The 26199-nt window shown below is 36.6% G+C and carries 25 protein-coding genes; 21 read left to right on the top strand and 4 right to left on the bottom strand.

Features of this window, described 5'->3' with window-relative positions:
- Positions 1 to 7 precede the first annotated feature (7 nt).
- The 3 genes from KD050_RS03415 to KD050_RS03405 all read left to right on the top strand — a co-directional run bounded on the left by KD050_RS03415 (position 8) and on the right by KD050_RS03405 (position 2352).
- Entirely contained in the window at positions 8 to 1198 is a 1191-nt protein-coding gene (locus KD050_RS03415) for an acetate/propionate family kinase (protein ID WP_211894860.1), read from the top strand.
- 126 nt (positions 1199 to 1324) lie between these two features.
- Complete coding sequence (locus KD050_RS03410; protein WP_211894859.1) at positions 1325 to 1783, top strand: SAM-dependent methyltransferase; 459 nt, start codon at positions 1325 to 1327, stop codon at positions 1781 to 1783.
- Between the two features lie 242 nt (positions 1784 to 2025).
- A complete protein-coding gene (locus KD050_RS03405) occupies positions 2026 to 2352 on the top strand; it encodes a hypothetical protein (protein WP_235753910.1) in 327 nt (108 codons plus the stop codon).
- Between the two features lie 140 nt (positions 2353 to 2492).
- On the opposite strand, the gene KD050_RS03400 is transcribed toward KD050_RS03405, so the two are convergent.
- Positions 2493 to 2948, bottom strand: a complete 456-nt coding sequence (locus KD050_RS03400) for a universal stress protein (protein WP_211894858.1) — start codon at positions 2946 to 2948, stop codon at positions 2493 to 2495.
- A 227-nt stretch (positions 2949 to 3175) separates the two neighbouring features.
- Between KD050_RS03400 and ald the strand changes: the two genes are divergently transcribed.
- The 4 genes from ald (at position 3176) to KD050_RS03380 (ending at position 5885) form a co-directional block, all read left to right on the top strand.
- Positions 3176 to 4291 (top strand): alanine dehydrogenase, encoded by a 1116-nt coding sequence (gene ald / locus KD050_RS03395; protein WP_211894857.1) that lies wholly within the window; start codon positions 3176 to 3178, stop codon positions 4289 to 4291.
- Between the two features lie 66 nt (positions 4292 to 4357).
- Complete coding sequence (gene crcB / locus KD050_RS03390; protein ID WP_211894856.1) at positions 4358 to 4714, top strand: fluoride efflux transporter CrcB; 357 nt, start codon at positions 4358 to 4360, stop codon at positions 4712 to 4714.
- Positions 4711 to 5052 carry a fluoride efflux transporter FluC gene (locus KD050_RS03385; protein ID WP_211894855.1) on the top strand — a complete coding sequence of 114 codons (342 nt, stop codon included), beginning with the start codon at positions 4711 to 4713 and terminating at the stop codon, positions 5050 to 5052. The genes crcB and KD050_RS03385 overlap by 4 nt, the downstream gene beginning before the upstream one ends.
- 71 nt (positions 5053 to 5123) lie before the next feature.
- Positions 5124 to 5885 carry a YqjF family protein gene (locus KD050_RS03380; protein WP_211894854.1) on the top strand — a complete coding sequence of 254 codons (762 nt, stop codon included), beginning with the start codon at positions 5124 to 5126 and terminating at the stop codon, positions 5883 to 5885.
- Between the two features lie 40 nt (positions 5886 to 5925).
- Here KD050_RS03380 and KD050_RS03375 read toward each other — a convergent pair whose 3' ends face one another.
- Positions 5926 to 7017, bottom strand: coding sequence for a M24 family metallopeptidase (locus KD050_RS03375; protein WP_211894853.1), 1092 nt, complete (start codon positions 7015 to 7017; stop codon positions 5926 to 5928).
- Positions 7018 to 7140: 123 nt separating this feature from the next.
- Here KD050_RS03375 and KD050_RS03370 point away from each other — a divergent pair, with 123 nt between their 5' ends.
- Positions 7141 to 7830 carry a metal-dependent hydrolase gene (locus KD050_RS03370; RefSeq protein WP_211894852.1) on the top strand — a complete coding sequence of 230 codons (690 nt, stop codon included), beginning with the start codon at positions 7141 to 7143 and terminating at the stop codon, positions 7828 to 7830.
- A gap of 55 nt (positions 7831 to 7885) precedes the next feature.
- Positions 7886 to 9193, top strand: a complete 1308-nt coding sequence (locus KD050_RS03365; RefSeq protein WP_211894851.1) for a DRTGG domain-containing protein — start codon at positions 7886 to 7888, stop codon at positions 9191 to 9193.
- Positions 9194 to 9425: 232 nt separating this feature from the next.
- On the opposite strand, the gene KD050_RS03360 is transcribed toward KD050_RS03365, so the two are convergent.
- Complete coding sequence (locus KD050_RS03360; protein WP_211894850.1) at positions 9426 to 9731, bottom strand: YtpI family protein; 306 nt, start codon at positions 9729 to 9731, stop codon at positions 9426 to 9428.
- Between the two features lie 95 nt (positions 9732 to 9826).
- Between KD050_RS03360 and KD050_RS03355 the strand changes: the two genes are divergently transcribed.
- The 8 genes from KD050_RS03355 (at position 9827) to KD050_RS03320 (ending at position 20342) form a co-directional block, all read left to right on the top strand.
- Complete coding sequence (locus KD050_RS03355) at positions 9827 to 10756, top strand: DHH family phosphoesterase (RefSeq protein WP_211894849.1); 930 nt, start codon at positions 9827 to 9829, stop codon at positions 10754 to 10756.
- Positions 10757 to 10770: 14 nt separating this feature from the next.
- Positions 10771 to 13830, top strand: a complete 3060-nt coding sequence (dnaE, locus tag KD050_RS03350) for a DNA polymerase III subunit alpha (RefSeq protein WP_211894848.1) — start codon at positions 10771 to 10773, stop codon at positions 13828 to 13830.
- Positions 13831 to 13938: 108 nt separating this feature from the next.
- Entirely contained in the window at positions 13939 to 14583 is a 645-nt protein-coding gene (locus KD050_RS03345; protein WP_211894847.1) for a FadR/GntR family transcriptional regulator, read from the top strand.
- On the top strand, positions 14584 to 15456 hold the full coding sequence (gene accD, locus KD050_RS03340; protein WP_211894846.1) for an acetyl-CoA carboxylase, carboxyltransferase subunit beta: 873 nt from the start codon (positions 14584 to 14586) through the stop codon (positions 15454 to 15456). It begins immediately after the preceding gene.
- Positions 15450 to 16403, top strand: coding sequence for an acetyl-CoA carboxylase carboxyltransferase subunit alpha (locus KD050_RS03335; RefSeq protein WP_211894845.1), 954 nt, complete (start codon positions 15450 to 15452; stop codon positions 16401 to 16403). The genes accD and KD050_RS03335 overlap by 7 nt, the downstream gene beginning before the upstream one ends.
- Positions 16404 to 16487: 84 nt before the next feature.
- Positions 16488 to 17447, top strand: a complete 960-nt coding sequence (pfkA, locus tag KD050_RS03330; RefSeq protein ID WP_211894844.1) for a 6-phosphofructokinase — start codon at positions 16488 to 16490, stop codon at positions 17445 to 17447.
- A gap of 37 nt (positions 17448 to 17484) precedes the next feature.
- Positions 17485 to 19245: a pyruvate kinase gene (gene pyk / locus KD050_RS03325; protein ID WP_211894843.1), complete on the top strand. Its 1761-nt coding sequence runs from the start codon at positions 17485 to 17487 to the stop codon at positions 19243 to 19245.
- A gap of 701 nt (positions 19246 to 19946) precedes the next feature.
- Positions 19947 to 20342, top strand: coding sequence for an FxsA family protein (locus KD050_RS03320; RefSeq protein WP_235753909.1), 396 nt, complete (start codon positions 19947 to 19949; stop codon positions 20340 to 20342).
- On the opposite strand, the gene KD050_RS03315 is transcribed toward KD050_RS03320, so the two are convergent.
- Positions 20320 to 21294: an AI-2E family transporter gene (locus KD050_RS03315; protein ID WP_211894842.1), complete on the bottom strand. Its 975-nt coding sequence runs from the start codon at positions 21292 to 21294 to the stop codon at positions 20320 to 20322. The genes KD050_RS03320 and KD050_RS03315 overlap by 23 nt on opposite strands.
- Positions 21295 to 21486: 192 nt before the next feature.
- Here KD050_RS03315 and citZ point away from each other — a divergent pair, with 192 nt between their 5' ends.
- From citZ to KD050_RS03295, 4 genes are all read left to right on the top strand, one after another.
- The gene (gene citZ / locus KD050_RS03310; RefSeq protein ID WP_211894841.1) at positions 21487 to 22602 is read left to right on the top strand and encodes a citrate synthase; all 1116 of its coding nucleotides are present in this window, start codon (positions 21487 to 21489) and stop codon (positions 22600 to 22602) included.
- Positions 22603 to 22685: 83 nt separating this feature from the next.
- On the top strand, positions 22686 to 23951 hold the full coding sequence (icd, locus tag KD050_RS03305) for an NADP-dependent isocitrate dehydrogenase (RefSeq protein ID WP_211894840.1): 1266 nt from the start codon (positions 22686 to 22688) through the stop codon (positions 23949 to 23951).
- Between the two features lie 77 nt (positions 23952 to 24028).
- Entirely contained in the window at positions 24029 to 24967 is a 939-nt protein-coding gene (gene mdh / locus KD050_RS03300; RefSeq protein ID WP_211894839.1) for a malate dehydrogenase, read from the top strand.
- A gap of 741 nt (positions 24968 to 25708) precedes the next feature.
- Positions 25709 to 26155 carry a MaoC/PaaZ C-terminal domain-containing protein gene (locus KD050_RS03295; RefSeq protein ID WP_211894838.1) on the top strand — a complete coding sequence of 149 codons (447 nt, stop codon included), beginning with the start codon at positions 25709 to 25711 and terminating at the stop codon, positions 26153 to 26155.
- Positions 26156 to 26199 lie beyond the last annotated feature (44 nt).

The following is a 26199-nucleotide window of genomic DNA, read 5'->3' as shown; positions in this document are numbered from 1 at the left end:
GTTTTTTATGCCAATAATATTAGCAGTAAATGCGGGAAGCTCTTCATTAAAATTCCAGGTTTTTGAAATGGTAGACGAACAGGTAATTGCAAAGGGATTAATAGAAAGAATTGGTCTAGGTAATCCTATTTTTACGATGACGACAAATGAAGAACGTATTAATATAATTGAACAGGTGGACAATCACGAACAAGCGGTAAAACTATTGATGAATATGCTGATTGAAAAAAATGTGATCGATTCGTTAGATGAAATCGAAGGTATTGGGCATCGTGTTGTTCATGGTGGTGAGGTTTACAGCGACTCCGTTTTAATAACAACCGAAGTATTAGATACTTTAGAAAAATTATCGGAGTTAGCACCACTTCATAATCCAGCAAACGTTACTGGTATAAATGTATTTAAAAAGGAGCTTCCAAATGTCCCAGCAGTAGCTGTTTTTGATACTGCATTCCATCAAACGATGCCAGAAAGTTCTTATCTATACTCAATTCCTTACGACTACTATGAAAAATACGGTATTAGAAAATATGGTTTTCACGGAACTTCACATAAGTACGTATCTCAGAGAGCTGCATTCCTATTAAATAGACCACTGGAAACAACTCGATTTATATCCTGTCACCTAGGCAATGGAGCAAGTATTGCAGCTATTCATCATGGTAAATCAATCGATACATCTATGGGATTTACACCACTTGCAGGTGTGACAATGGGAACAAGATCGGGTAATATTGATCCTGCTTTAATCCCATATTTGATGGAGAAAACAGGTAAAAATGCTGAAGGTGTTTTAGATATTTTAAATAAGAAGTCGGGGATGCTCGGAGTTTCTGGTTTTTCCAGTGATTTACGAGATATCGTTGGGGAAGCTGCCAAAGGAAATGAGCGTGCGCAGCTGGCACTAGATGTATTCGCCAATCGAATTCATAAATACATCGGCTCCTATGCGGCACGTATGAATGGTGTAGATGCCATTATTTTCACAGCGGGAATCGGAGAGAATAGTGAAGTAATACGTGAAAAAGTGTTAAAGGGACTTCAGTTCATGGGCGTTTATATGGATCCAGACTTAAACAAAATAAACGGAAAAGAAACATTCATCAATTATCCTCATTCTCCTGTGAAAGTAATCGTTATACCAACGAATGAAGAGATTATGATTGCTAGAGATACGGTGAGAATAGCGAACCTTTGAGGGCCAATTCCTTAATGTAGATTTACAATAAGGAATTCATATTACTCTTTATAAATAATCTGTAATCCCTAGATTTATGAAGTTCTGTTATTGTAATCCTATATAAGGATTGGGGGATTATGGTATATGTTTACTTTAGAATCAATAGGAGTAACTTTTAATGAGCGTAAAACACCAAAGGATGATTACTGGGGAGAAGTTGTTTCAGAAATAAAGTTGGATAAGAATTGGGACATTAGCTGTCTGGATGAAATTACGTCTTTTAGTCACTTGGAGATAATATATCTATTTCACTTAGTTCAAGAAAACGATATTCAATATACGTCGAGACATCCTAGAAACAACAAAGATTATCCGAAGGTTGGTATTTTTGCTCAAAGGGGAAAAAATCGACCGAATAGGATTGGAGTAACAGCGGTTGAACTAATTAGTAAAGACGGTAACTCTTTATTCGTCAAAGGATTAGATGCAATTGATGGTACGCCGATTTTAGATATAAAGCCTATTATGAATGAATTTTTACCAAAAGGTGAAATAAAGCAGCCTATATGGGCATCTGATTTAATGAGAAATTATTGGGAATAACATCCATATACTTGTTCCTGTTTAAATGTAACTGAACAAATATTTAAAGTGACATATAAAAGAGGGCATAGAGAAAATACTCTATGCCCTTTTCGTTTAAAGTAGAGGCAGGAGTTTTGGAAGAAATTATAGAATAGAGAGTTAGAAGGTAAATTTAGGGAATATGAAACACCCTCAGATACTTAAAAAGTAAGATTTAGAAAGTTTGAGTGCTTTGGCAGATTATCTAAGGAGGTTTTCTAATGCCACTAGAACAAGAAGTAAAAGGAATGCTAATCGTCGGTTACACTATTATTATGGGGATAGCCGTTTTAATTACATTTCTCTTCTGGGTAAAAAATAGAAATACTAGTACTGGCTACATTTGGGTATTGTTACATTTTGGATTATTTTCAGGTGCAGCATATTTTTTGTTTAAAGTTATATTCTTTGATATTAATCATCTAATGGCATCGGAAGAGATATCACTTCGAATAGGGTTTGCTGGAGTGGCATGGAGTTTAAGTATGTTCTGTTTGGTAATGGGGATTTTTAACTTTTCAAAAACCAAAAAGAATAATGATCTTTAAGTGGATTAAGGTCTTAGGAATAGTTAATATTGTAGCACTTGACTAGAATATGAGAAACTAGGCAATTCTATCTAATAACCGAAAAAATGGTTGGACGTGAGAGAAGAATCACGGCCAACCATTTAAATTATTCTATGATATTATACATCTAGTATTTCGTCAGTACGAACTACAAGAACATCACAGGAAGCAGAACGTACGATATATTCGGATACGCTACCGATTAAGAATCTTTCCATTGCATTTAGACCAGTAGCACCACAGATGATTAGATCTGCTTCTACTTTTTTAGCAATGTCCTTAGAAATCATTGTTTTTGGTGAACCGTAGTCTACTATGACATTGACATTTTTTACTCCAGCAGCAAGTGCTTCTTTTTTATATCCACCTAGTAGATCTTCTGCAAAAGTTTGAGCTCTTTCAGCGATAGAACGGTCATAAGCCTCAATTGCTGCAAATGAACGAGTATCGATAATGTTGATAAGATTTAATGTTGCGTTGTTACGTGCAGCAATAGAAGCTGATTTTTTAAATGCATATTCAGCTTCTTTTGAACCATCGACAGCAACTAAAATTTGATTATATTTTAATGTCATTATAAAAACCTCCTTGTTGGTTATATATATATTATTCGAGATTGTTAGACATATTCCTTCTTTTTATTCATTTTTATTTCGTCATATTTGTGAACGCTTGTAACAGAAAAATAAATTGTTGCAGTATTTTAAATATATAAATGATAAAATGGATTTGTATGAAATGATGCAGGAAAATAATGTGTCATTTTCACAACAACATGGTTTTACATAGGAGGATGCGAAATATGCGTATTGGGATTCCAAAAGAAACAAAAAACAATGAAAATCGCGTTGCAATGACACCGGCTGGGGTAGTAAGTTTAACGCATTATAAACATGAAGTTTTTATTGAAACTGGAGCTGGACTTGGATCAAGCTTTACTGATGAAGACTATATTGTTGCAGGAGCAAAAATTGTACCAACAGCAGAAGAAGCATGGAATCAAGAAATGGTAATGAAAGTAAAGGAACCTACTCATGCGGAATATGACTTAATTCGCAAAGAGTCGATTCTTTTCACGTATTTACATTTAGCACCTGAAGCAGATTTAACAAAAGTATTATTAGATAAAAAAGTTACAGCAATTGCTTATGAAACAGTTCAATTGCCTAATAATACATTACCGTTATTGTCTCCGATGAGTGAAGTTGCCGGTCGTATGGCAACTCAAATTGGTGCGCAGTATTTAGAACAAATTAACGGGGGTAAAGGAATATTACTTGGAGGAGTTCCTGGAGTTCCACGTGCGAAAGTAGCAATCATAGGCGGTGGAATCGCTGGTGCTAATGCCGCTCGTGTTGCAATTGGAATGGGAGCACAAGTTACGATCATCGATTTAAACCCAGATCGTCTTCGCCAATTAGAGGATATCTTTGGCTCAAGCATCCAAACATTGATTTCTAGTCCGTATAATATTGCAGAAGCAGTTAAAGAAGCGGATTTAGTTATTGGATGTGTTTTAATACCTGGTGCAAAAGCTCCGAAACTAGTAACAGAGGAAATGATTAAAACGATGTCTCCTGGTTCTGTTGTTATTGATATTGCAATCGACCAAGGTGGGATTTTCGAAACTTCTGATCGCATTACAACACATGATAACCCGACGTATGAAAAGCATGGAGTAGTACATTACGCTGTTGCCAATATGCCTGGAGCTGTACCAAGAACTTCTACAATGGCGCTAATAAATGCGACAATACCGTATGCGCTACAAATTGCCAACAAAGGCTATAGACAAGCATGTCTAGATAATCTTTCTCTTCAAAAGGGGCTGAATACTTTAGCTGGACATGTTACCTTTAAAGCAGTTGCAGAAGCACAGGACCTACCTTATGTGGATGTAACTTCGCTTTTAAATTAATATTTTTATATCAATCACTCGAGGCAATAATGCTTTGAGTGATTTCTAGTTAATGGGGTGATCTTCATGGTGTATATGTACATAGGATTCGCAGGTTCTTTAGGGGCAATTGCAAGATATTTGATAGGTGTTTTTATGATACCTGAATCAGGGTTTCCATTCGCTACTTTATTGGTCAATTTGGTTGGATGCTATGCATTGGCTTTTATAACCTCGAGATCACTACCCTTTTCTTATAAATTGAAGACTGCTATTGGAACAGGTTTTTTAGGATCTTTTACAACCTTTTCCGCATTTAGTGTGGAAACGATAACGATGATAGAGAATGGACAAATTGTTCTTGCAATAATTTATATTACGCTTAGCGTTGTAGGTGGAATAATTATGAGTAATGTTGGCTGGAAAAATGAGGTGACTAAATGAGTATCATCTTAGTAGGTATTGCAGGATTTATAGGTGCAAATATTCGATATATTATTTCCAAAAAGCTGAACAAAAGCACAAGTGGTGCATTTCCATATGGAACCCTTTTAGTGAACCTTGTTGGAGCCTTTTTACTTGGTATGTTGGTCGGTGGTCAGGCAGGAGAAATTTACATGGTTTTAATTGGAACAGGGCTCCTAGGTTCCATTACAACCTTTTCTACATTTAATAAAGAATTATATTCTTTACAAAAGTATCCTAAATCATGGCTGATGTATTTCCTTGCTACTTATTTGGGCGGATTTGTTTTTGCTTATGTTGGATACTTGATATTCTAATAAAGGTATCGGGGGCACAATAGGCATATATGAGTATGTATTAATATATTGGGAAAAGGAGCTAGAGAAATATGACAGATTACTATCAATCTAAAGAAATGAACTGGGATGCTGGTCACAGACTTTGGCCACTACCTAACCTGCCATGGGTAATGAAGCAAACTTGGAATGATTTGCTTTTTGCTCATTTTCCGGTTAGATTCGATGTCTTACGTAAACTAGTTCCTGAAGTATTTCCTCTAGATACTTATGATGGCATGTGTTGGATCGGTGTAGTACCGTTTCACATGACAAGTATTCGATTGCGTGGATTACCTCCTGTTCCAGGAACCGATAAATTTCCAGAGCTGAATGTTCGGACATATGTAACGATTGATGGAAAACCAGGAGTATACTTTTTTAGTCTAGATGCAAAGAATCTTCTTGCTGTAAAAGTAGCTAGAACATTTTATCACTTACCATATATCCATGCGCAAATGAAAGTCGAAAAACATGGCGATGTGATTGGATATGAGAGTAGAAGGAAGAGTGGGGATGCACAGTTCATAGCTGATTATCGTCCAGTCTCAGAGCCATATTTTGCTAAACAGGGATCATTTGATGAATGGTTGGTCGAACGATATTGTCTTTATACGTTAAATGGGAGAGGTATTCCTTTGCGTTGTGACATTTTGCATCATCCATGGCTGCTGCAAAATGCAGAGTCTGAAATAAAAGTGAACACAATGCTCTCTAGTCTGGGGTTTTCTATAGAAAATGATAAACCAATCTTACATTACTCGAAAAAGATCGAAGTACGTATGTGGCCACTTGTAAAGGTATTTGAAAACTAAAAAAGCACTGCAGATGATTCACAGTGCTTTCCAAAATCTATTATAAAATTTGTAATTCTTTTGGGAACTTTGTTAAAACTTCTACTCCATTTTCTGTTACAACTACATCATCTTCTATACGAACACCAGTAATATCCGGGTGATAAATACCTGGCTCGATTGTAAATACCATGCCTGTTTCAAGTTTCATATCGTTTACACCAGTAATCGATGGGAATTCATGAACTGAAATTCCAAGTCCATGTCCTAAACGATGTGTAAAATACTCACCGTAACCAGCTTCTGTAATAACATCTCTCGCAATTTTATCAAGTTCCATTGCAGTAATGCCAGGTTTTACTGCTTCAACCGCTGCCTCTTCTGCTCGGCGAACCGTTTCATATATTTCACGTTTGTCTGGAGTAGGTTCACCGAATGCTACTGTACGAGTAATGTCTGAGCAATAGCCTTTGTAAACTACGCCTAAGTCAAAAAGTACAAAGTCACCTTTTTGTATTTTACGGTCTCCAGGAGTTCCGTGAGGAGAAGCTGTTTTAGGCCCACTTAGCACCATTGTGTCGAATGACATCTGCGCAGCTCCTTTTTCCTTTACAGCTAATTCAATAGCATTCAATATTTCAAGCTCAGTTTTACCTTCTGCAATTTCCTTGCACCCTACTTCAATTGCATAGTCTGCAAGCTCTGCTGCCTTGCGCATGTTAACTAATTCTTCTTCTGACTTAATAACACGAAGGTCATTAATTTTTTCGTCGATTCTAGATACTTGAAGTGTAGCTATTCGTTCTTCGAGTGCCTCTAACCTTTCCACTGTCATATGTGATTTCTCAATGGCAAGGCTTTGGATATTACCTGCTGTTGCTGTGATTTTTTGTACGAGGATATCCCATGCATTTTCAGTATCCTGATGTCCGATTATTTCCCCGTCCCATCCTGCTGCTTTTGCATCTGGAATTTCCATTTTAGGACAAATGATAAATGGGGAAGCTTCCTTCAAAATTACTACACCTAATAGACGTTCATGTGGGTTACTTCTAAATCCTGTAAAGTAAAAAACATTGTCCGGAGTAGTGATAAATGCTGCATCAATTTGATGAGTTTGTAGATACGATTGTATTTTTTCTGTTTGATTCATAAGGGCACCTCTTTTTAAATTTAATACTATAAGCATATCAGAATAAAGGATATCTGGCATCTCCGTTGAATGAATAATAAGGAGTAATACTTTAAAAAAATTATCCAAAGGAGAGAATACATTATGCAAATTAGCTATCACGGACATTCAGTTGTGAAAATAAAAACAAATACACACACGATCATAATTGATCCTTTTATTACAGGAAATGGACAAACCGATTTAAACGCATGCGAAGAGAAAGTAGATGTTATTTTATTGACGCATGGTCATAATGATCATTTTGGGGATACAGTTGACCTTGCAAAAAGAAATAATGCCACGGTGATCGCGACTTTCGAACTTGCCAACTATATCGAATCATTCGGTATTAATGTGCATGCAATGGGTATAGGGGGGGCTTATGATTTTGAGTTTGGGAGAGTGAAATTCACACAAGCATTCCATAGCAATTCTTATACAACAGAGAATGGAGAAATTATATACGGTGGAATGCCAGCAGGAGTCCTTCTTACTTTACAAGATAAAACAATCTATCATGCAGGGGATACAGCTTTGTTTGGAGATATGAAACTAATAGGGGAACGCAATAATATTGATGTTGCGTTTCTTCCAATTGGAGATAATTTTACAATGGGTCCAGAGGATGCTGCGTATGCAGTGCAACTATTAAAACCTCAAATTGTAGTACCTGTGCACTTTAATACGTTTCCTCCGATAAAACAAGATCCGCAAATATTCAAAAGGCTTGTGGATACTGCAGAAGTTCAGGTGTTGAACGCAGGAGAGTTTGTTCGATTGACTCGTGACTAGGAGATGATGCTTATGTGGTACAATAAACGTATAATAATCGTTTGGATGTGACTACATGACAACAAAACATGAACAAATTTTAGCATACATTGAAAAACTTCCAGTTGGCGATAAAATATCTGTGAGACAAATAGCAAAAGATTTGACTGTCAGTGAGGGGACAGCCTATCGTGCGATTAAAGAGGCAGAAACTAGAAGGCTAGTTAGTACAATAGAACGAGTAGGGACGATTCGCATCGAGTTAAAGAAAAAAGAGCATTTCGAGCGTTTAACCTATGCAGAAGTAGTAAACATTGTGGATGGACAGGTTTTAGGTGGAAAAACCGGATTGCATAAAACATTAAACAAATTTGTCATTGGTGCAATGCAACTTGAAGATATGATGCGGTATGTAGAACCAAGTAATCTATTAATAGCAGGAAATCGACTAAAGGTTCATGAAACTGCGTTACAAGCAGGTGCAGCAGTATTGGTTACAGGTGGCTTTGATGTTACAGAGAATACAAAAAGGTTATCGGACGAGCTAGAGCTTCCTGTCATATCCACTAGTTTTGATACATTTACCGTAGCTACGATGATTAATCGTGCCATTGATGACCAACTTATTAAAAAAGATGTGTTATTAATCGAGGATATATATGTTCCACTCCAAGAGACGTCGTATTTGTACTCTACAGATAAAGTCAAACAGTACCGAGTACTGAATGATGTTACGACGCATGGTGTTTTCCCAGTAGTAGATGCATCGAAGAAACTAGTAGGAATTATTACTGCGAGAGATGTCATCGGTAAATCGAATAATGAACCAATTGAAAAAGTTATGACTAAGAATCCGATTTCTGTCACGATGAAAACAAGTGTATCTTCTGCGAGCCATCGAATGATCTGGGAGGGTGTAGACTTGTTGCCAGTGGTCCGCGATACAAATTATTTAGAGGGCGTCATTAGTAGACAAGATGTATTAAAGGCACTACAAGCTGCTGCTAGACAACCACAAAATGGTGAAACGATAGACGACATTGTAAAGCAACAAATAAAAATCATTTCTACAGAAGATTTTATATTTGAATTTGTTGTTACACCACAAATGACAGATCATTATGGCGCTATGTCCAATGGTGCTTTTACGATATTAGTAACCGAAACCGGGGCACAAACTTTGAAAATTCGTAAACGTGGAGAAAGTGTCGTGGAGAATTTGACCATTTACTATACGAAGCCAATTCAGCTAGAAAGTATCCTACGCATTCAAGCCAGAGTGTTAGAATTGAGCAGAAAAGTAGCGAAGATGGATATAGAAATCTTTAATGACAAACTATTAGTCGGAAAAGCTATGGTAACGTATCAGTTACTGGAAAGATAAGAATAGTGGAAGATTAACGAGTTTTTTATATTTTAGATTTCTACTCATTTAATTAATTGTAGTGGAAGTCGGCGACTCCAGCGGGATAAGCGAGAAAGTCGAGACCCCACAGGGAGCATAGCGACCGAGGAGGCTCGGCCTCGCCCGCGGAAAGCGTCCGACTGCAACGGAATTCCACAGTATTATTTATGTAAATCTAATGAAAAAAAATGATGCAGCTAGTTTAGCTGCATCATTGATTTATAGATAATTCTTCTACTACGAATTGCCCGTAATGCTTGGCCACTTTTACATTATGATAAGTAAAATAACCTCCTAGCAAGATAAACAGACCAGCAACAACATAGGTTATGGAAGACTGGTAAATGATTAAAAAGTTAATACCGAAAAATAACAAAAAAGTACCAAGGCATATAGAAGCTTTTGCACCATACCATTTTTTACGAATAGGTAATGTTGTGCGGAATTGTTTCGTTTTAAAATAAAAATACCAAACAAATGTAACTACTATTGCAGCTACTAATATAATATTAAGCATAATGAACCTCCAATAAAAAGTTAACCTTCTTTCTATTGTAAAGGGAAGTTTATAAAAATGCGAATAGTAAAACCAAACAAGCGAGGTAATTTCAGATGAAAAGACAAATCATAGACACAATCGAAAAGTATGACAAAATTATTTTGCATCGCCATGTTAGACCTGATCCAGATGCCTATGGTTCGCAAATCGGATTAAAAGAGCTCATTGCATTAAATTATCCAACAAAGAAAGTCTTAGCAACCGGCACTCATGATGATACATTAAATTTTCTTGCTCATCCTGACAATGTTTCCGACGAGGATTTTCAAGATGCTTTAATCATTGTTACAGATACAGCAAATACGGAAAGAATTGATGATGCTCGCTATAAACTAGGAAGTTTTCTTTTGAAAATAGATCATCATCCTAATGATGATGCCTATGGCGATTTGCTGTGGGTAAATCCAGAAGCTAGTTCTGTTAGTGAAATGATATGTGAGTTGTTCGTGGAAGCAAAAGAATATAAACAGTGGAAAATGGATACTTCCATCGCACGTTTATTATTTGCAGGAATTGTAGGAGATACAGGTAGATTTATGTTCCAAAGTACAACCAAGCAGACTATGGATTTTGCTGGAGAGTTGCTAACATATGATTTTGATAGTACTGCTTTATATAATGGAATGTATGAGGTTGAAAGAAATCTCCTTCAGCTAAAAGGCTATGTATATGCAAACTTTGAAATGGATGAAACTGGTGTAGGCCATGTTAAACTAACGAAAGAAATTCTTCAAAAGTATAAAGTAGATCAATCAGAAGCATCTCTGCTAGTAAGTGCGCTAGCTGATGTGAAGGGTATGAAATGTTGGGTATTCTTTATAGAAGACTCCTCAGAAATTCGAGTTCGACTTCGTTCAAAAGGTCCTGTTATTAATGGAATAGCCAAAAAATATGGTGGTGGAGGACATCCACTTGCTTCAGGAGCTGCAGTAAAGAATTGGGAAGAAGCTGCTTTAGTTATAGAAGATTTAAAAATGTTGTAAATTGAGGTGTTTAAATGAAAACAGTATATCCACAAATTGTGACATCGGCGGATATGCTGAAGAGCACAATACAATTGGAACCACTTACGCAAAAGCTAAAACAGAATAATGCGAGGGCAGCTGCCATAACAAATAGTAGATTGTATGGATTACTGCCTTTTTGGCATGCATTACATGCGCAAAAGATTAAACCTGTACTTGGACTCACCGTAAATGTTCAATTAGAGTCAAATATTGTAGGTCTGGTGTTATACGCTAAAGATCATAATGGTTATGAAAATTTGTTAAAAATATCAAGTAGTATCGAGACAAGAGATATTACAACGCTACCTAAGAGATGGTTAGAAGCATATAAAAGTGGATTGATCGCTGTTTACAAAGGAGAGTCTTCTACTTCGTTAGAGCAGCTTACTGAATTACAAAGGATATTTGGACATGTAAATTTCTACCTAGCAATGGACCGACCTAACGGTGAAAAACTAGACTACGAAGAAATAATCATCCAGTTGGGTGAACAGTTGTCTATACCAATTACTGCATTCCATATGAGTCGATACATAGAAAAAGAAGATGCTTTCGCATATGAAGTATTAAATGCGATGGATCAATCGCTTAAAATGAATGATCATGCTCGCTTAAAACCATCTTCCAATTCCCTTCATCTCCTTTCTGGTGAAGAATGGAGTGAATGGTTTTCAGATGTTCCAAACTGGATTGAAAACACAGAGCAGATGCTAAATAGCTGTAATGTTACTATAGAAAAAACAGCTTTGATTATGCCTAAATATCCATTGCCCGAAACGAAGAATTCTAAGGACTTCTTAAGAGAGCTTTGTGAGGATGGACTGAGTAAACGGATAAAGGAAATTACGAAACCATATTTAGAGCGTCTAAATTATGAATTGTCCATTATTAACCAAATGAACTATGAGGACTATTTTTTAATCGTTCAGGATTTTGTGAAGTTTTCTAAACAACAAAACATATTAACCGGTCCGGGTCGTGGATCTTCCGCCAGCTCACTTGTAGCATTTTCTTTGAATATTACCGACGTAGATCCCCTTCGGTATGGTTTACTTTTTGAGCGGTTTTTAAATCCAGAACGAATTACAATGCCGGATATTGATATTGATTTTGCGGATTCGAGAAGGATGGAAGTTATTCAATATGTCGTAGAGAAGTATGGAAAGAACTATGTCTCCCAAATTATTACGTTTGGTACATTGTCAGCAAAAGCTGCTGCTAGAGAAGTTGCTAGAGTGTTTGGATTTGAGTCCACCACCTTGGAAGCTATTTCTTCTTTTATACCTGCAAAGCCCGGAATCACGTTAAATGAAGCATATACTATGTCTGAGAAATTGCGTGAGTTTATACAAACAGAAGACATTCGAAAAAAATGGTTTCAAGTCGCACTTGCTTTAGAGGGGCTACCAAGGAATGCCTCTACACATGCAGCAGGTGTGGTATTATCACCAGTTTCTTTGGTGGATGTTATTCCTATTCAAGGTGGGCATGAGGATATCTATTTAACTCAATGGCCGATGAAAGAAGTAGAACAAGTTGGATTACTCAAAATGGACTTTTTAGGGCTACGAAATTTGACCATTATTGAAAGAATTTTGAAGATCATAAATTATAAGCAATCAAACCCATTTAAATTAACGGAAATTCCGCTACATGATGAATTGACCTTTCGGCTACTCCAGCAAGGAGATACTACAGGTGTATTTCAATTAGAATCTGCCGGAATGCGACAAGCCCTAAAACAAATCAATCCAACAAAGTTTGAGGATGTAGTTGCAGTAAACGCATTATTTCGCCCAGGTCCAATGGAAAGCATACCTCTATATGCAAAACGAAAAGCAGGGCAGGCTCCCGTATCCTACGAACATCCCATATTAGAGCCGATTTTAAAAGAAACCTATGGCATTATAGTTTACCAGGAGCAGATTATGCAAATTGCCTCTAAAATGGCTGGATTTACTTTCGGAGAAGCCGATTTGTTACGTAGAGCTGTGAGCAAAAAAAATCGAGAAGTTTTACAAAGTGAACGTGTACATTTTGTTCAAAAAGCTATTCTAGAGGGGCATTCGGAACAGTCAGCTTCAGCAGTTTATGATTTAATCGTCCGATTTGCTGACTATGGTTTTCCAAAAAGTCATGCTGTAGCCTATAGCGTTATTTCTTTTCAAATGGCTTATTTAAAAGCACATTTCCCAGTAGCTTTTTATAGTGCATTATTGAGCATAGCTACCGGAAACCAAGCGAAGATAAATGAGTTAATGATGGAAATGAAACAAAAAGACATGGCGATTCTTGCTCCCTCTATTTTTCGTAGTCAACGCTTCTTCACAGTTGAAAGAGGAGGAGTGCGGTTTGGTTTACAAGCCATAAAAGGGGTTTCCTATAATTTTATACAAAAATTATTACAGAAACGTATGGAACGAGAAACCAAATGGGAAGATATATTTGACTTAGCTTCTGATTTGTCAGCTGTTCATTTTACAAGAAAAAATGTAGAACCATTGATCAAAGCAGGCGCTCTAGATGAATTCGGTTTTGAGAGATCGACTCTGCTAGCTACTTTAGACGCCGCTGTTAAATATGCTGAATTGATAAGTCCCACAGAGGAATCAGATTTATTTGGTGGCGATGCTTCCCACTTTGGAAAGTCTAAGTATATAAAATCAGATCCACTTCCAATTATGGAGAAGCTACAATTTGAAAAAGAAGTTTTAGGTCAATACTTCTCAGAGCATCCTACAGTTTCTAAGAAGAAAATGTTAACAGATAAATTTATAAATATTTGGGATATATTGCAGACAACAAGAGATATGCCTGTAAAGATAGTTGGACTAATACAGGACATAAAACGAATTCGTACAAAAAAAGGAGAAGCAATGGCTTTTCTAACTGTACAGGACGATACTGGTAGCTTGTCAGTAACACTTTTTCCAGAGGAATATGCAAAATTCAATACGTTATTAAAAGAGCAGGAAATGCTTGTTATCACTGGAAAGTCAGAGCGTAGAAACGGTCGCTCTCAAATTATTACTAAATATATGGAGAAGTAAACTGCATATCTAATATGCAGTTTTTTCTTTACGTTTGTGCAAATCTTTTGTATGCTATTAACTATGAGTGGTCAGACCACTTTGTAATTTATGGAAGAGTGAGGCTAAATGAACCCAACTAATAATCCTAAAAAAATGTTTCTGGAAATAGTAAAGCAGTTGAGACAGCTAATTACAGAAGAAAATGTTGCTGTTGGTGGTAAATTGCCTTCTGAAAGGGAACTAGCAGAGCGACTTCAAGTAGGCAGATCAACAGTCAGGGAAGCACTTAGGAGTTTAGAATTACTCGGTTTAATAGAAACACGTCGAGGAGAAGGTACTTTTCTATCGGATTATCGCAAGCATCGACTAGTTGAGGTGCTATCTACATTTATCCTACAAGAGTCTAAATCGAAGGAAGATGTGCATACAACGAGACATGCGTTAGAAAAAGATGCAATCCATACAATTAGTAACTCTAAGAGACTTTATGAACTACATATATGGGACGCCTTTAAAGAAAAACTTATAGTAGAAGAAATAATTCGAGAAGATATAATTCGTGAAATTATAATCATCTCCAATAATCGATTAGGTTTAAAAATATGGTTTTTGTTAAAACAGTTTGCAGGAGAGCCTTACTTAGAGAATATGAGTCTAGAAGAGAAATCCCATTGGATTCAGCTTCTTACTGCTATGCAAAATGGAGAAGAACACCAAGCGATATCTCTATATAATGAATGGCTTTTGTTAATTAATAGGGGAGATGTATAAATGAGCATTCGAGATATATTTAGAAAAAATCAGAAGAAAAAATATGCTACAATACCTACTGAAAAAGCAAAAAATGATGTGCCAGAAGGTATTATGATGAAATGTCCTGAGTGTAGAAAAAATGTATTTACAAAAGACTTGATGAAGAATTTAAAGGTATGTCCTACATGTGATCACCATATGAAAATGACTGCCTGGGAGCGTGTAGAAATTTTTCTAGATGAAAATACATTTGAGTCGATGGATGATCATTTAGAAACAGTAAATCCTTTGAATTTCCCAAGTTATACGGAAAAGATAAAGGCAGATGCACAAAAGACGGGATTGAATGAAGCTGTTCTTACAGGAATTGGACAACTAGATGGACAACAAGTCGTTGTAGCAATTATGGATTCACATTTTAGAATGGGATCAATGGGTTCAGTAGTAGGCGAGAAAATTACGAGAGCTGTTGAGAAAGCAACAGAGCTTGGTATTCCTTTTATTATTTTCACTGCAAGTGGAGGAGCTAGAATGCAAGAAGGTGTCCTTTCCCTAATGCAAATGGCAAAAACGTCTGTAGCATTAAGAAGACATAGTGATCATGGACTATTGTATATTTCAATTCTTACGCATCCTACAACTGGTGGAGTTTCTGCAAGCTTTGCATCTGTAGGAGATATTAATATTGCCGAACCTAAAGCTTTAATTGGCTTCGCTGGTAGACGAGTGATTGAACAGACAGTGCGAGAAAAACTTCCAGAAGATTTTCAAACTGCTGAGTTTTTAATGAATCATGGACAGCTGGATGCCATAATTCATCGAAAAGAAATGCGGGAAAAAGTTGCTTCCATCGTTCATCTTCATACGACTAAGGAGGGCGCAAAATGGTAAAAGTACTACCTTTTGAAGAACCAATTGTACAATTAAAAACAAAAATAGAAGAATTGAAAGAGTATACAGAAAGTGCTGACGTAGATATGTCAGTAGAAATCGTCAATTTGGAAGCAAGACTAGAAAAATTAGAGCAAGAGATATATGAAAATATGGAACCTTGGGACCGGGTTCAGGTTGCTCGTCATCCTAGTCGTCCCACAACAAGAGATTATATTCAATTATTATGTACAGAATTTATTGAACTCCACGGAGATAGATTTTTCGGTGACGATGCAGCGATTATAGGTGGAATAGCGTTGTTTGAAGGGAAACCAATAACAATAATTGGACATCAAAGAGGATTAGATACAAAAGAGAATATTAAACGTAATTTTGGTATGCCTCATCCAGAGGGCTATCGAAAAGCCTTGCGATTAATGAAACAAGCGGAAAAGTTTAATCGTCCGATAATTTGTATGATTGATACAAAAGGTGCTTATCCAGGAAAAGCAGCGGAGGAACGTGGTCAAAGTGAAGCCATTGCTAGAAACTTAGTAGAAATGGCTGGACTTAAAGTGCCGGTAATAAGTGTTGTTATTGGAGAAGGTGGAAGTGGAGGAGCATTAGCATTAGGTGTTGCTAATCATATTCATATGTTAGAAAACTCTACGTACTCCGTTATTTCACCAGAAGGAGCTGCATCGATTCTTTGGAAGGATGCATCCTTGGCAAAACAAGCTGCAGAAGCGATGAAAATTACTGCTCCAGATTTAAAGAAAATGGGTATCATTGATACAGTCATCACTGAAGTTCATGGAGGAGCTCATAAAGATATAGCTACACAGGCTAAATATATGAAGGAAACCCTCCTTACTTCATTAAAACAATTAGAGAATTTAGCACCAGATGAGCTAATTGAAAATCGATATTCTAAATTTAAAAATATAGGGGAATTTAATGAATAAAATGCGTCAGGAGCGACGCATTTTTTTTTAATTCATTTCATGATAAGCTTGTATTATGAAATTCATTGTATGGAGGAGAAATAGATGAAGAGAATTGGTGTATTAACAAGTGGAGGAGACGCTCCCGGCATGAACGCAGCTGTTCGTGCTGTTGTGAGAAAGGCCATCTATGAGGGGCTTGAAGTAGTGGGTATTTTCCATGGCTACCAAGGACTAATCGATGGTAAAATGGAAGTTTTAGACCTTGGTTCCGTAGGGGACATTATTCAAAGAGGTGGAACAAAACTGTTTTCTGCAAGATGCCCTGAGTTCCGAACAGAGGAAGGTCAACAAAAAGCAATAGAGCAGCTGAAGGCTCATGGTATTGAGGGATTAGTAATTATCGGTGGGGATGGTTCTTATCGTGGTTCTATGAAATTAACGGAAAATGGCTTCCCTTGTGTAGGAATACCAGGAACAATCGATAATGATATTCCTGGTACAGACTATACACTAGGATTTGACACAGCTTTAAATACAGTCATTGAAAGTATTGATAAAATCAGAGATACTGCCACATCGCATGAACGTACATTTATTGTAGAAGTAATGGGGAGAGATGCTGGAGACCTTGCTTTATGGGCTGGTGTTGCCGGTGGGGCAGAAACTATCATAATTCCAGAAGTAGAGATAAATATGGATGAAATTGTCGAGCGTCTAAAAAGCGGTTCGGAACGTGGGAAAAAACATAGTATTATTATTGTTGCTGAGGGTGTGATGAGTGGTGCAGAATTTGCAAGTAAACTCAAGGACTTAGCGGATATTGAGACTAGAGTTTCGGTACTTGGACATATTCAACGTGGTGGTTCACCTACGGGTCGCGATCGTGTGCTAGCAAGTTTATTTGGAGCAAAAGCTGTAGAGGTTCTTCTAACCGGAAGTGGCGGACGTGCGATTGGCATACAGAATCATCAAGTGGTAGACTATGATATGAATAAAGCATTTGAAAATCATGAAGAATTTGATATATCTATGTATCAATTATCTAAAGAATTATCGATTTAATGAGGAAGCACCTTCCCATTATAGAAAGGACTGTACTATGAGAAAAACTAAAATAGTTTGTACAATTGGACCCGCAAGTGAATCAGAGGAAATGTTAGAGAAATTAATTAATGCTGGTATGAATGTTGCCAGATTGAATTTCTCACATGGAAATCACGAGGAACATTCTGCAAGAATTCAAACGATTCGTAAAGTATCTAAGAAAACAGGTAAAGTTGTTGGGATTTTATTGGATACAAAAGGACCGGAAATTCGCACACATAAAATGGAAAATGGTGCTATTGAGCTTCAAACTGGACAAACAATAGAAATTTCGATGACAGAGGTGTTAGGTACTTTAGAGCGCTTCTCTATTTCCTATGACAAATTAATCGAGGATGTTCACGAAGGTTCAGTCATTCTATTGGATGACGGACTAATTGAATTAATCGTGCAAAAAATTGATAAAGAGAGTGGAATTATTTCCACTTATATTCAAAATGCAGGAACATTAAAAAACAATAAAGGTGTCAATGTACCTGGTGTGTCGGTTCAATTACCTGGCATGACAGAAAAGGATGCCGGGGATATCCTTTTTGGTATTGAGCAGGATATAGACTTTGTTGCAGCTTCTTTCGTTCGTCGTGCAAAAGATGTGCTAGAAATCCGTAAACTACTAGAAGAAAATAATGGTGCTCATATTCAAATTATTCCTAAAATCGAAAACCAAGAAGGCGTAGATAATATTGATGAAATTATTCAAGTATCTGATGGCTTAATGGTTGCAAGGGGAGATTTAGGTGTAGAAATTCCGGCAGAAGAAGTTCCTTTGGTTCAAAAGAAACTAATTTCAAAATGTAACGAAGCTGGAAAACCTGTTATTACAGCTACACAAATGCTCGATTCTATGCAACGCAACCCTAGACCTACTCGCGCAGAAGCAAGTGATGTTGCAAATGCTATATTTGATGGAACAGATGCAATTATGCTTTCTGGGGAAACAGCGGCGGGACTTTATCCAGTAGAGGCTGTTCAAACGATGGATAAAATAGCTCGTCGTACAGAAAATGCAGTAGATTATCGTGAAAATGTAACGAAAATTAGTAAAGCGCGTGACGTAAACCTAACTGATGCTATTGGTCAAGCAGTTGCACACACAGCGATAAATCTAAAGGTAAAAGCAGTTATTGCACCAACTGAAAGTGGATATACTGCAAAAATGATTGCTAAATTTAGACCTGGTGTTCCGATAATTGCAGTGACTTCATCAGCTACTCCATCTAGAAAACTTACATTAGTTTGGGGAGTATATCCGATTGTTGGAAAAAAAGCTCACTCTACGGATGAGATTTTAGAGGATGCTGTGGAGGAAAGTATTCTTCATCATTATGTAACCCATGGCGATTTAGTTGTGATTACGGCTGGTGTACCTGTTGGAGAAGCCGGCACAACAAACTTGATGAAGGTTCATATTATTGGAGACTTAGTTGCAAGAGGACAAGGTATTGGTAAAAGTACTGCATTCGGAAAAGCAATAGTTGTGAATAATGCCGAAGAATTAGCCGGACAAGATACAACTGATAGTATTATTGTGACATTAGGATCAGACCGTGATATGGTCCCTAGTATTGAAAAATGCAGAGGTTTAATCACTGAAGAGGGTGGTTTAACTAGCCATGCCGCAGTTGTAGGACTTAGCTTAGGTGTGCCGGTTATTGTAGGCGTTAAAGATGCCACAACTCTGATAAAAAATGGTCAAGAATTAACGATAGATGCTGAAAGTGGATTTATCTATCATGGACATGCTAACATTATTTAAAAAAATGCCTCACCCTAAAAGGTGGGGCTTTTATTGAATGAGAAAGTATTAACATATTAGAATCTATCCAGTGATACTAATGATTTTCGTTACAGGCGGACGCTTTCCGCGGGCGAGGCCGAGCCTCCTCGTTCGCTACGCTCCCTGCGGGGTCTCGACTTTCTCGCTTATCCCGCTGGAGTCGCCACCTTTCACTACAATCAATTAAGCAAGTAGTATCCAACAAGAAGAGTTTGCATAGCCTATCGCATGGATGATAAGATTGATCAAATTTAGAAAGTGATAATAATATTTGTAATCATTTTTGAATGAGAAATGCTATTATCTAATGAAGATGAAAGTAGCTTTTCTTTTATACTAGTGGATTAAAGAAAAATAGTAAGTGTTCTCAAAATAAAGAGGCAAAGTAGCGACCGAAATTGTATCTTCGGGCGCTTACTCTATGAATAAGAAAGTATCTTTTCCTTAGTTATCTGAAAAGGCACTGGCCTGTTTCCCAAAGTTGTAGGTGGGCGACGGACAGACAAACGCCATAAGATTACCGAGAAAAGGGAGGCTGGTCGTGACGTCAGTCACGACCAGCCTCTCAAAAAAATATCCGATAATATTATAGCAACAAGTCTGTCCAAAGCCCGCCGGAAACGATTGAAATAGGTTTTGAGTTTAAAGGGTGCTTAAGCTATTTCTAAAAGGAAGGTGAAATGATGAAATGGATTATTGGTTTGTTTATCCTAATCCCTGCGCTCGAATTATATATTCTAATGCTATCAGGTAAAACTATTGGAGTAGGATACACATTTTTATTGATCATCGCAAGTGGAATAATTGGTGGCTATTTTGCAAAAAGACAAGGCTTAAAAGCTTTTCGTGAGGTATCCGATAGCGTTAAAAACTATCAAGCACCGGGAGAAGCAGCGATAAATGGTATTAGTATATTTGTCGGAGCTATATTAGTTGTACTCCCGGGGTTTATATCGGATATTATTGGCTTCATGCTTTTATTTGCCCCAACCCGCAACTTATTTAAACCACTTGTTTATAGATGGATTCGCAAGAAGATGAAAAACGGTCAAGTTATTGTGATGAAGTCTTCGTAAAGCTTTCCCATTTATGGGCGAATAGATAAATAAATGGACTAAACAATATTCCTATAAATCCAAAGATTAATATGGCTGCCGCGCTCAAATAAAAGACGTGGACAGCCTTTATTTGTGTGGTGGATGACCAGAGTACAGATTCGACAATATGTCTTGTTAACTGAACAAACAAGTATAAAAGTAAGATAATAGTACCTACCATATGCATTTCCATTAAAAAAAAGTAAATACATAAAGGAATCAGGATTAGGCCTGTACCTAAAAAAGGAACACTATCGACTAAAGAAATGAGAAATGCGTATTTAATCGGATTATGTAATCCTAATACCGAGAATCCAATAGAAATCAAAATAAACGTTAATATAAATAACTTAAATTCAACATGTATAAATTGATTTACGATGGTTGAGGATTTCAGTAATGCTCTATGGCAAAGACCTCGCACTTTTTTAGGAAAGTATACTAGAAACCATTCTCGGTCCTTAATAGATTCGATTAAGGAAAAAAATAATCCAATACTAAATAAGAATATCTCAAAAAAATAAGAAGGTAAATGCGTTACATTTAATAATAAATCATTCAATAGTTTATTTAGTAATGTTTGAAATTTGCCTTCAAACATCATAAATATTGGGTGATTTTGTATTTCCATTACAGGTAGTAAAACAACATGTTCGTGTATAAATGGAATTAGATCAATTAATGTTTGAATTAGAAAAAATAATATGATTAAAAAACTAGATAAAATTAAAATTACAGTGAGTAAAACACTTATAAATACTGGAATTTTAAATTTTTTATGTAATAAATTAGTTAATGGAAATAGAAAGTAACCTCCAATAATTGACAAAGTAAGCGGGTAAGCAATAAATGATATCAGTATAATTATTCCAATTGGCAGCCATTGTGACAACAATTCTTTTTTATTTAATTGTAGAGTAATCATTTTCATCCAATCTTTTCAATTAATTAGGAGATTTTAAGATATTTTTCAACAAACTTAAGCGTTTTCATTCACAAAAACGTCAATATTGATTATACTGTTTAAGTAAGCAATGCTAAGAACATTAATATATACATATAGTTCTTCTGATTTAATGAAGATTTGGTCAGAAGTCTTATGTTGTAAAGGGGAGACTTTGATATGACAACAACTAAAGGTTTAGAAGGAATTGTAGCGGCAGAAACGTCAATCAGTTCAATCATCGATGATACACTTACATACGTTGGATATGATATTGATGATTTAGCGAACAATGCGAGCTTTGAAGAAGTAGTTTACTTACTTTGGCATAAGCGTCTTCCAAATGCGACAGAATTAGCTGAATTGAAACAACAATTAGCTGACAACATGGCTGTACCACAAGAAGTTTTGAATTATTTCAAAACATTCCCAATCAATGATGTACATCCAATGACTGCTCTTAGAACAACAGTTTCTATGCTTGCATTATATGATGATGCTGCAGAAGATATGTCCGATGAGGCAAATTACTTAAAAGCAATTAAATTACAAGCAAAAATCCCAACATTAGTAACAGCTTTCTCTCGTGTTCGTAAAGGTCTAGAACCTGTAGCACCTAAAACAGACTTAGGTTATGCTGCTAACTTCTTGTACATGCTACACGGAGAATTACCACAAGACATAGAGATCGAAGCGTTTGATAAAGCACTTGTTTTACACGCGGATCATGAATTGAATGCTTCTACATTCACTGCTCGCGTATGTGTAGCAACCCTTTCAGACATTTATTCTGGTGTAGTTGCAGCTATTGGAGCCTTAAAAGGACCTCTACATGGTGGAGCAAACGAACAAGTTATGAAAATGTTAACAGAAATCGATACACTTGATAATGTTGACGCTTATATTAACGAAAAATTAGAAAACAAAGTAAAAATTATGGGATTCGGTCACCGTGTATATAGAAAAGGAGACCCACGTGCAAAACATTTACGTGAAATGTCTAAAAAATTGACTACACTTAATGGTGAATCCAAACTATATGATATGTCTATTCGTATCGAAGAAATAGTTACAGGGCAAAAGAATTTACCACCAAACGTAGACTTCTATTCTGCTTCTGTATATCATTCCTTGAAAATAGACCATGATTTATTTACACCAATCTTTGCAGTATCACGTGTATCTGGTTGGAGTGCTCATATTCTTGAGCAATATGCAAACAACCGTTTGATCCGTCCACGTGCAGAATATGTTGGACCTGGAATGCAAAAGTATATTCCAATTGAAGAAAGATAATAGTAGTATTATCTTAGTAGATAGGGCTTAAACACTTCCCGTGTTTACTGCCCTATGATTATGATGGTAGGAGGAAATAACAAATGACAACAGGTAAAATTACAGTAGAAAACGGTGTACTTAACGTACCAAACACAGCGGTAATTCCTTTCATTGAGGGAGACGGAACGGGTCCGGATATTTGGGCTGCAGCATCACGTGTATTAGAAGCTTCAGTAGAAAAAGCTTATAATGGTGAAAAGAAAATTGAATGGAAAGAAGTTCTTGCTGGTCAAAAAGCATTCGATAAAACTGGCGAATGGTTACCTCAAGAAACTTTAGATGTTATTAATGAGTACCTAATCGCTATTAAAGGACCTCTAACTACACCAATCGGTGGGGGAATTCGTTCATTAAACGTTGCATTACGTCAAGAGCTTGACCTATATACTTGCCTACGTCCAGTTCGTTACTTCACTGGTGTACCATCGCCAGTTAAACGTCCAGAAGATACTGACATGGTTATTTTCCGTGAAAACACAGAAGATATCTACGCTGGTATTGAGTATGCTAAAGGTACAGATAATGCGAAAAAACTAATCGACTTCTTAAAAACAGAATTCGGTGTGAAAAATATTCGTTTCCCAGAAACTTCAGGTATCGGTATTAAACCAATCTCTGAAGAAGGTACAAAACGTTTAGTTCGCGCTGCTATTAACTATATTATTAAAGAAGGTCGTACTTCTTTAACATTAGTTCATAAAGGGAATATCATGAAGTTCACAGAAGGTGCTTTCAAAACTTGGGGTTATGAAGTAGCAGAACAAGAATTTGGTGATAAAGTATTTACTTGGAACCAATATGATAAAATTAAAGAAGAACAAGGAACGGAAGCTGCTGACAAAGCACAAGCTGATGCACTTGCAGCTGGTAAAATCCTTGTAAAAGATTCGATTGCTGATATCTTCTTACAACAAATTTTAACTCGTCCAAAAGAGTTTGATGTAGTTGCTACTATGAACTTAAATGGAGATTATATTTCTGATGCACTTGCTGCGCAAGTTGGTGGTATCGGTATTGCTCCAGGGGCTAACATTAACTATGTAACTGGACATGCTATTTTCGAGGCTACTCATGGTACAGCTCCTAAATATGCTGGTCTAGACAAAGTTAACCCATCTTCTGTTATTCTTTCAGGAGTATTAATGCTAGAACATTTAGGTTGGAACGAAGCTGCTAAACTTATCATGGATTCAATGGAGAAATCTATTGCTTCTAAAGTGGTAACTTATGACTTCGCTCGTTTGATGGACGGTGCAACTGAAGTTAAGTGTTCTGAATTCGCTGATGAACTTATTAAAAACATGTAATACGAAAATGAAATTTGGTTTTTAAGGAAGGGAATTTTCCCTTCCTTTTCTTATAAAAACAAAAGGAGAGTTTTCTAATGACATTGAAAAGAAGTAAAATTTCAGTAATCGGTGGAGGATTTACAGGTGCAACAACTGCTTTTCTACTTGCTCAAAAAGAACTTGGTAATATTGTATTAGTAGACATTCCACAAGCAGAAAATGCTACTAAAGGTAAAGCTTTGGATATGGCACAAGCTGGACCAGTACAAGGTTTTGACGCTGATATCATTGGTACTTCTAACTATGAAGATACGAAAGACTCAGATCTAGTAATTATCACTGCTGGTATAGCACGTAAACCTGGTATGAGCCGTGACGATTTAGTTCAAACAAACCAAAAAGTCATGAAATCTGTTACATCTGAAATTGTAAAATATTCTCCAAATACAACAATATTAGTATTGACGAACCCTGTTGATGCGATGACTTATACAGTTTATAAAGAATCAGGATTACCAAAAGAACGTGTAATCGGACAATCAGGAGTACTTGATACTGCTCGTTTCCGTACGTTTGTTGCCAAAGAACTAAACCTATCTGTTAAAGATGTAACTGGTTTTGTACTTGGTGGACATGGTGACGATATGGTGCCATTAGTAAGATATTCTTACGCAGGTGGAATTCCATTAGAAACTTTAATCGACGCTGCTCGTTTAGAAGAAATCGTAGATCGTACTCGTAAAGGTGGAGCAGAAATCGTTAACCTTCTTGGCAATGGCTCTGCTTACTATGCTCCGGCTGCATCTTTAGTTGAAATGGCTGAAGCAATTCTGAAAGACCAAAAGCGAATATTGCCATCAATCGCTTATTTAGAAGGCGAATATGGTATGGATGGGATTTACCTTGGGGTTCCAACAGTACTAGGTGCTTCAGGTATCGAGAAAATTATCGAACTTGAGTTAACAGAAGATGAAAAAGCATTATTAAACAAATCTGCAGAGACCGTCAAAGCTGTTATGAAAGTTTTAGCATAAGTATATAGTGGTAGCTATCGAGTGGGGGAACCCACTCGATTTTTTTGAAAGCAAGTACATTAAAATGTCCCTTGAACACTGGGGCCTTGGGACTGAAGAAAATGAAGAAATAATACTACTGATTTCCGTTTCAGGTGGTAGCTTTCCGCGGGCACGACTACAATCTCCTCGTCACTACGTTCCTGCGAGGCTTTCAGCTCGTGCTGTTCCCACGGGAGTCGGCCACCTTTCACTACAATGAATATAGTGTGTAGTACTCATTTTAAGATTTAGCATAGCTTATCGCTGGGATAATAGAATTAGTTTTAGTTAATGTAGTAAGAAAATTTTTCTGACATTGCTTTTCAATTAGGGATGCCACTACAATGAAGGTTCTTTGATACTAGTGGAAATAAAGAGAAATAGTAAGTGTTTACCCCATAAAGAAGCGAAATAGGAACGAAATTGCATCTTCGAGAGCTTCCTCTATGTGTGGGAAGTATCTTTTCTCTAGTTATCCCAAAATGCACTAACCTGTTTCTAAAAATTCACTTGTTAATCATATAGCAAAACGTCTGTCCAAAGCCCTTCGAAAAAGATAGAAACAGGTTTTGAACTTAAAGGGCGACCTGTGCTTATATACTGGAAAAGTTCCATCAAATAGTACTATTGATTTCCCCGGGACAGGTCCTATCATCACCTTGCGCTTTGCGTAGGTTTATTGTTAATATAGAATTAGCTATTTGTAAGGGGGAGGAACTATTGTTATTAGGGAAAACTCGGAAAATAGGTAGACATATACAGGAAATAGAGATTGGTGAAAAATTAACGCTTACAGAAAAAATAGAGGACAAAGACTTGCTTCTATATCTGGGGCTAACCAATGATAACAACCCTTTATATATTCAACATGATTTTGCAGCTAAGACTCAATATGGAAAACCTATCGTACCGTCGATTATGTTAACGGGTATTATTACATCCGCAATCTCAAAATACTTGCCGGGTCCTGGTTCACATATAACGAAACAGTATATAAGCTTTCCAACACCTACTTATCATTACTCAATAGTAGAATTTGCATTTGAAATAAAGGAAATAATAGAACAATTAAATAATGTAATAATTACAGTAGTAGCTCAAAATGACCAAAATGAAATTGTTGTGGAGGGCGAACTTCATGTAACGCCGCCAATTATAGAAAAATAATAACAGTATAGCTAACATCGATTTGGAATGGGGGTTTCAAATCA

This window comes from Psychrobacillus sp. INOP01, from assembly GCF_018140925.1.
Classification (GTDB): Bacteria; Bacillota; Bacilli; order Bacillales_A; family Planococcaceae; genus Psychrobacillus.
The sequence above is the reverse complement of the archived record's forward strand: the minus strand, read 5'-3'. Positions and strand labels throughout refer to the sequence as shown.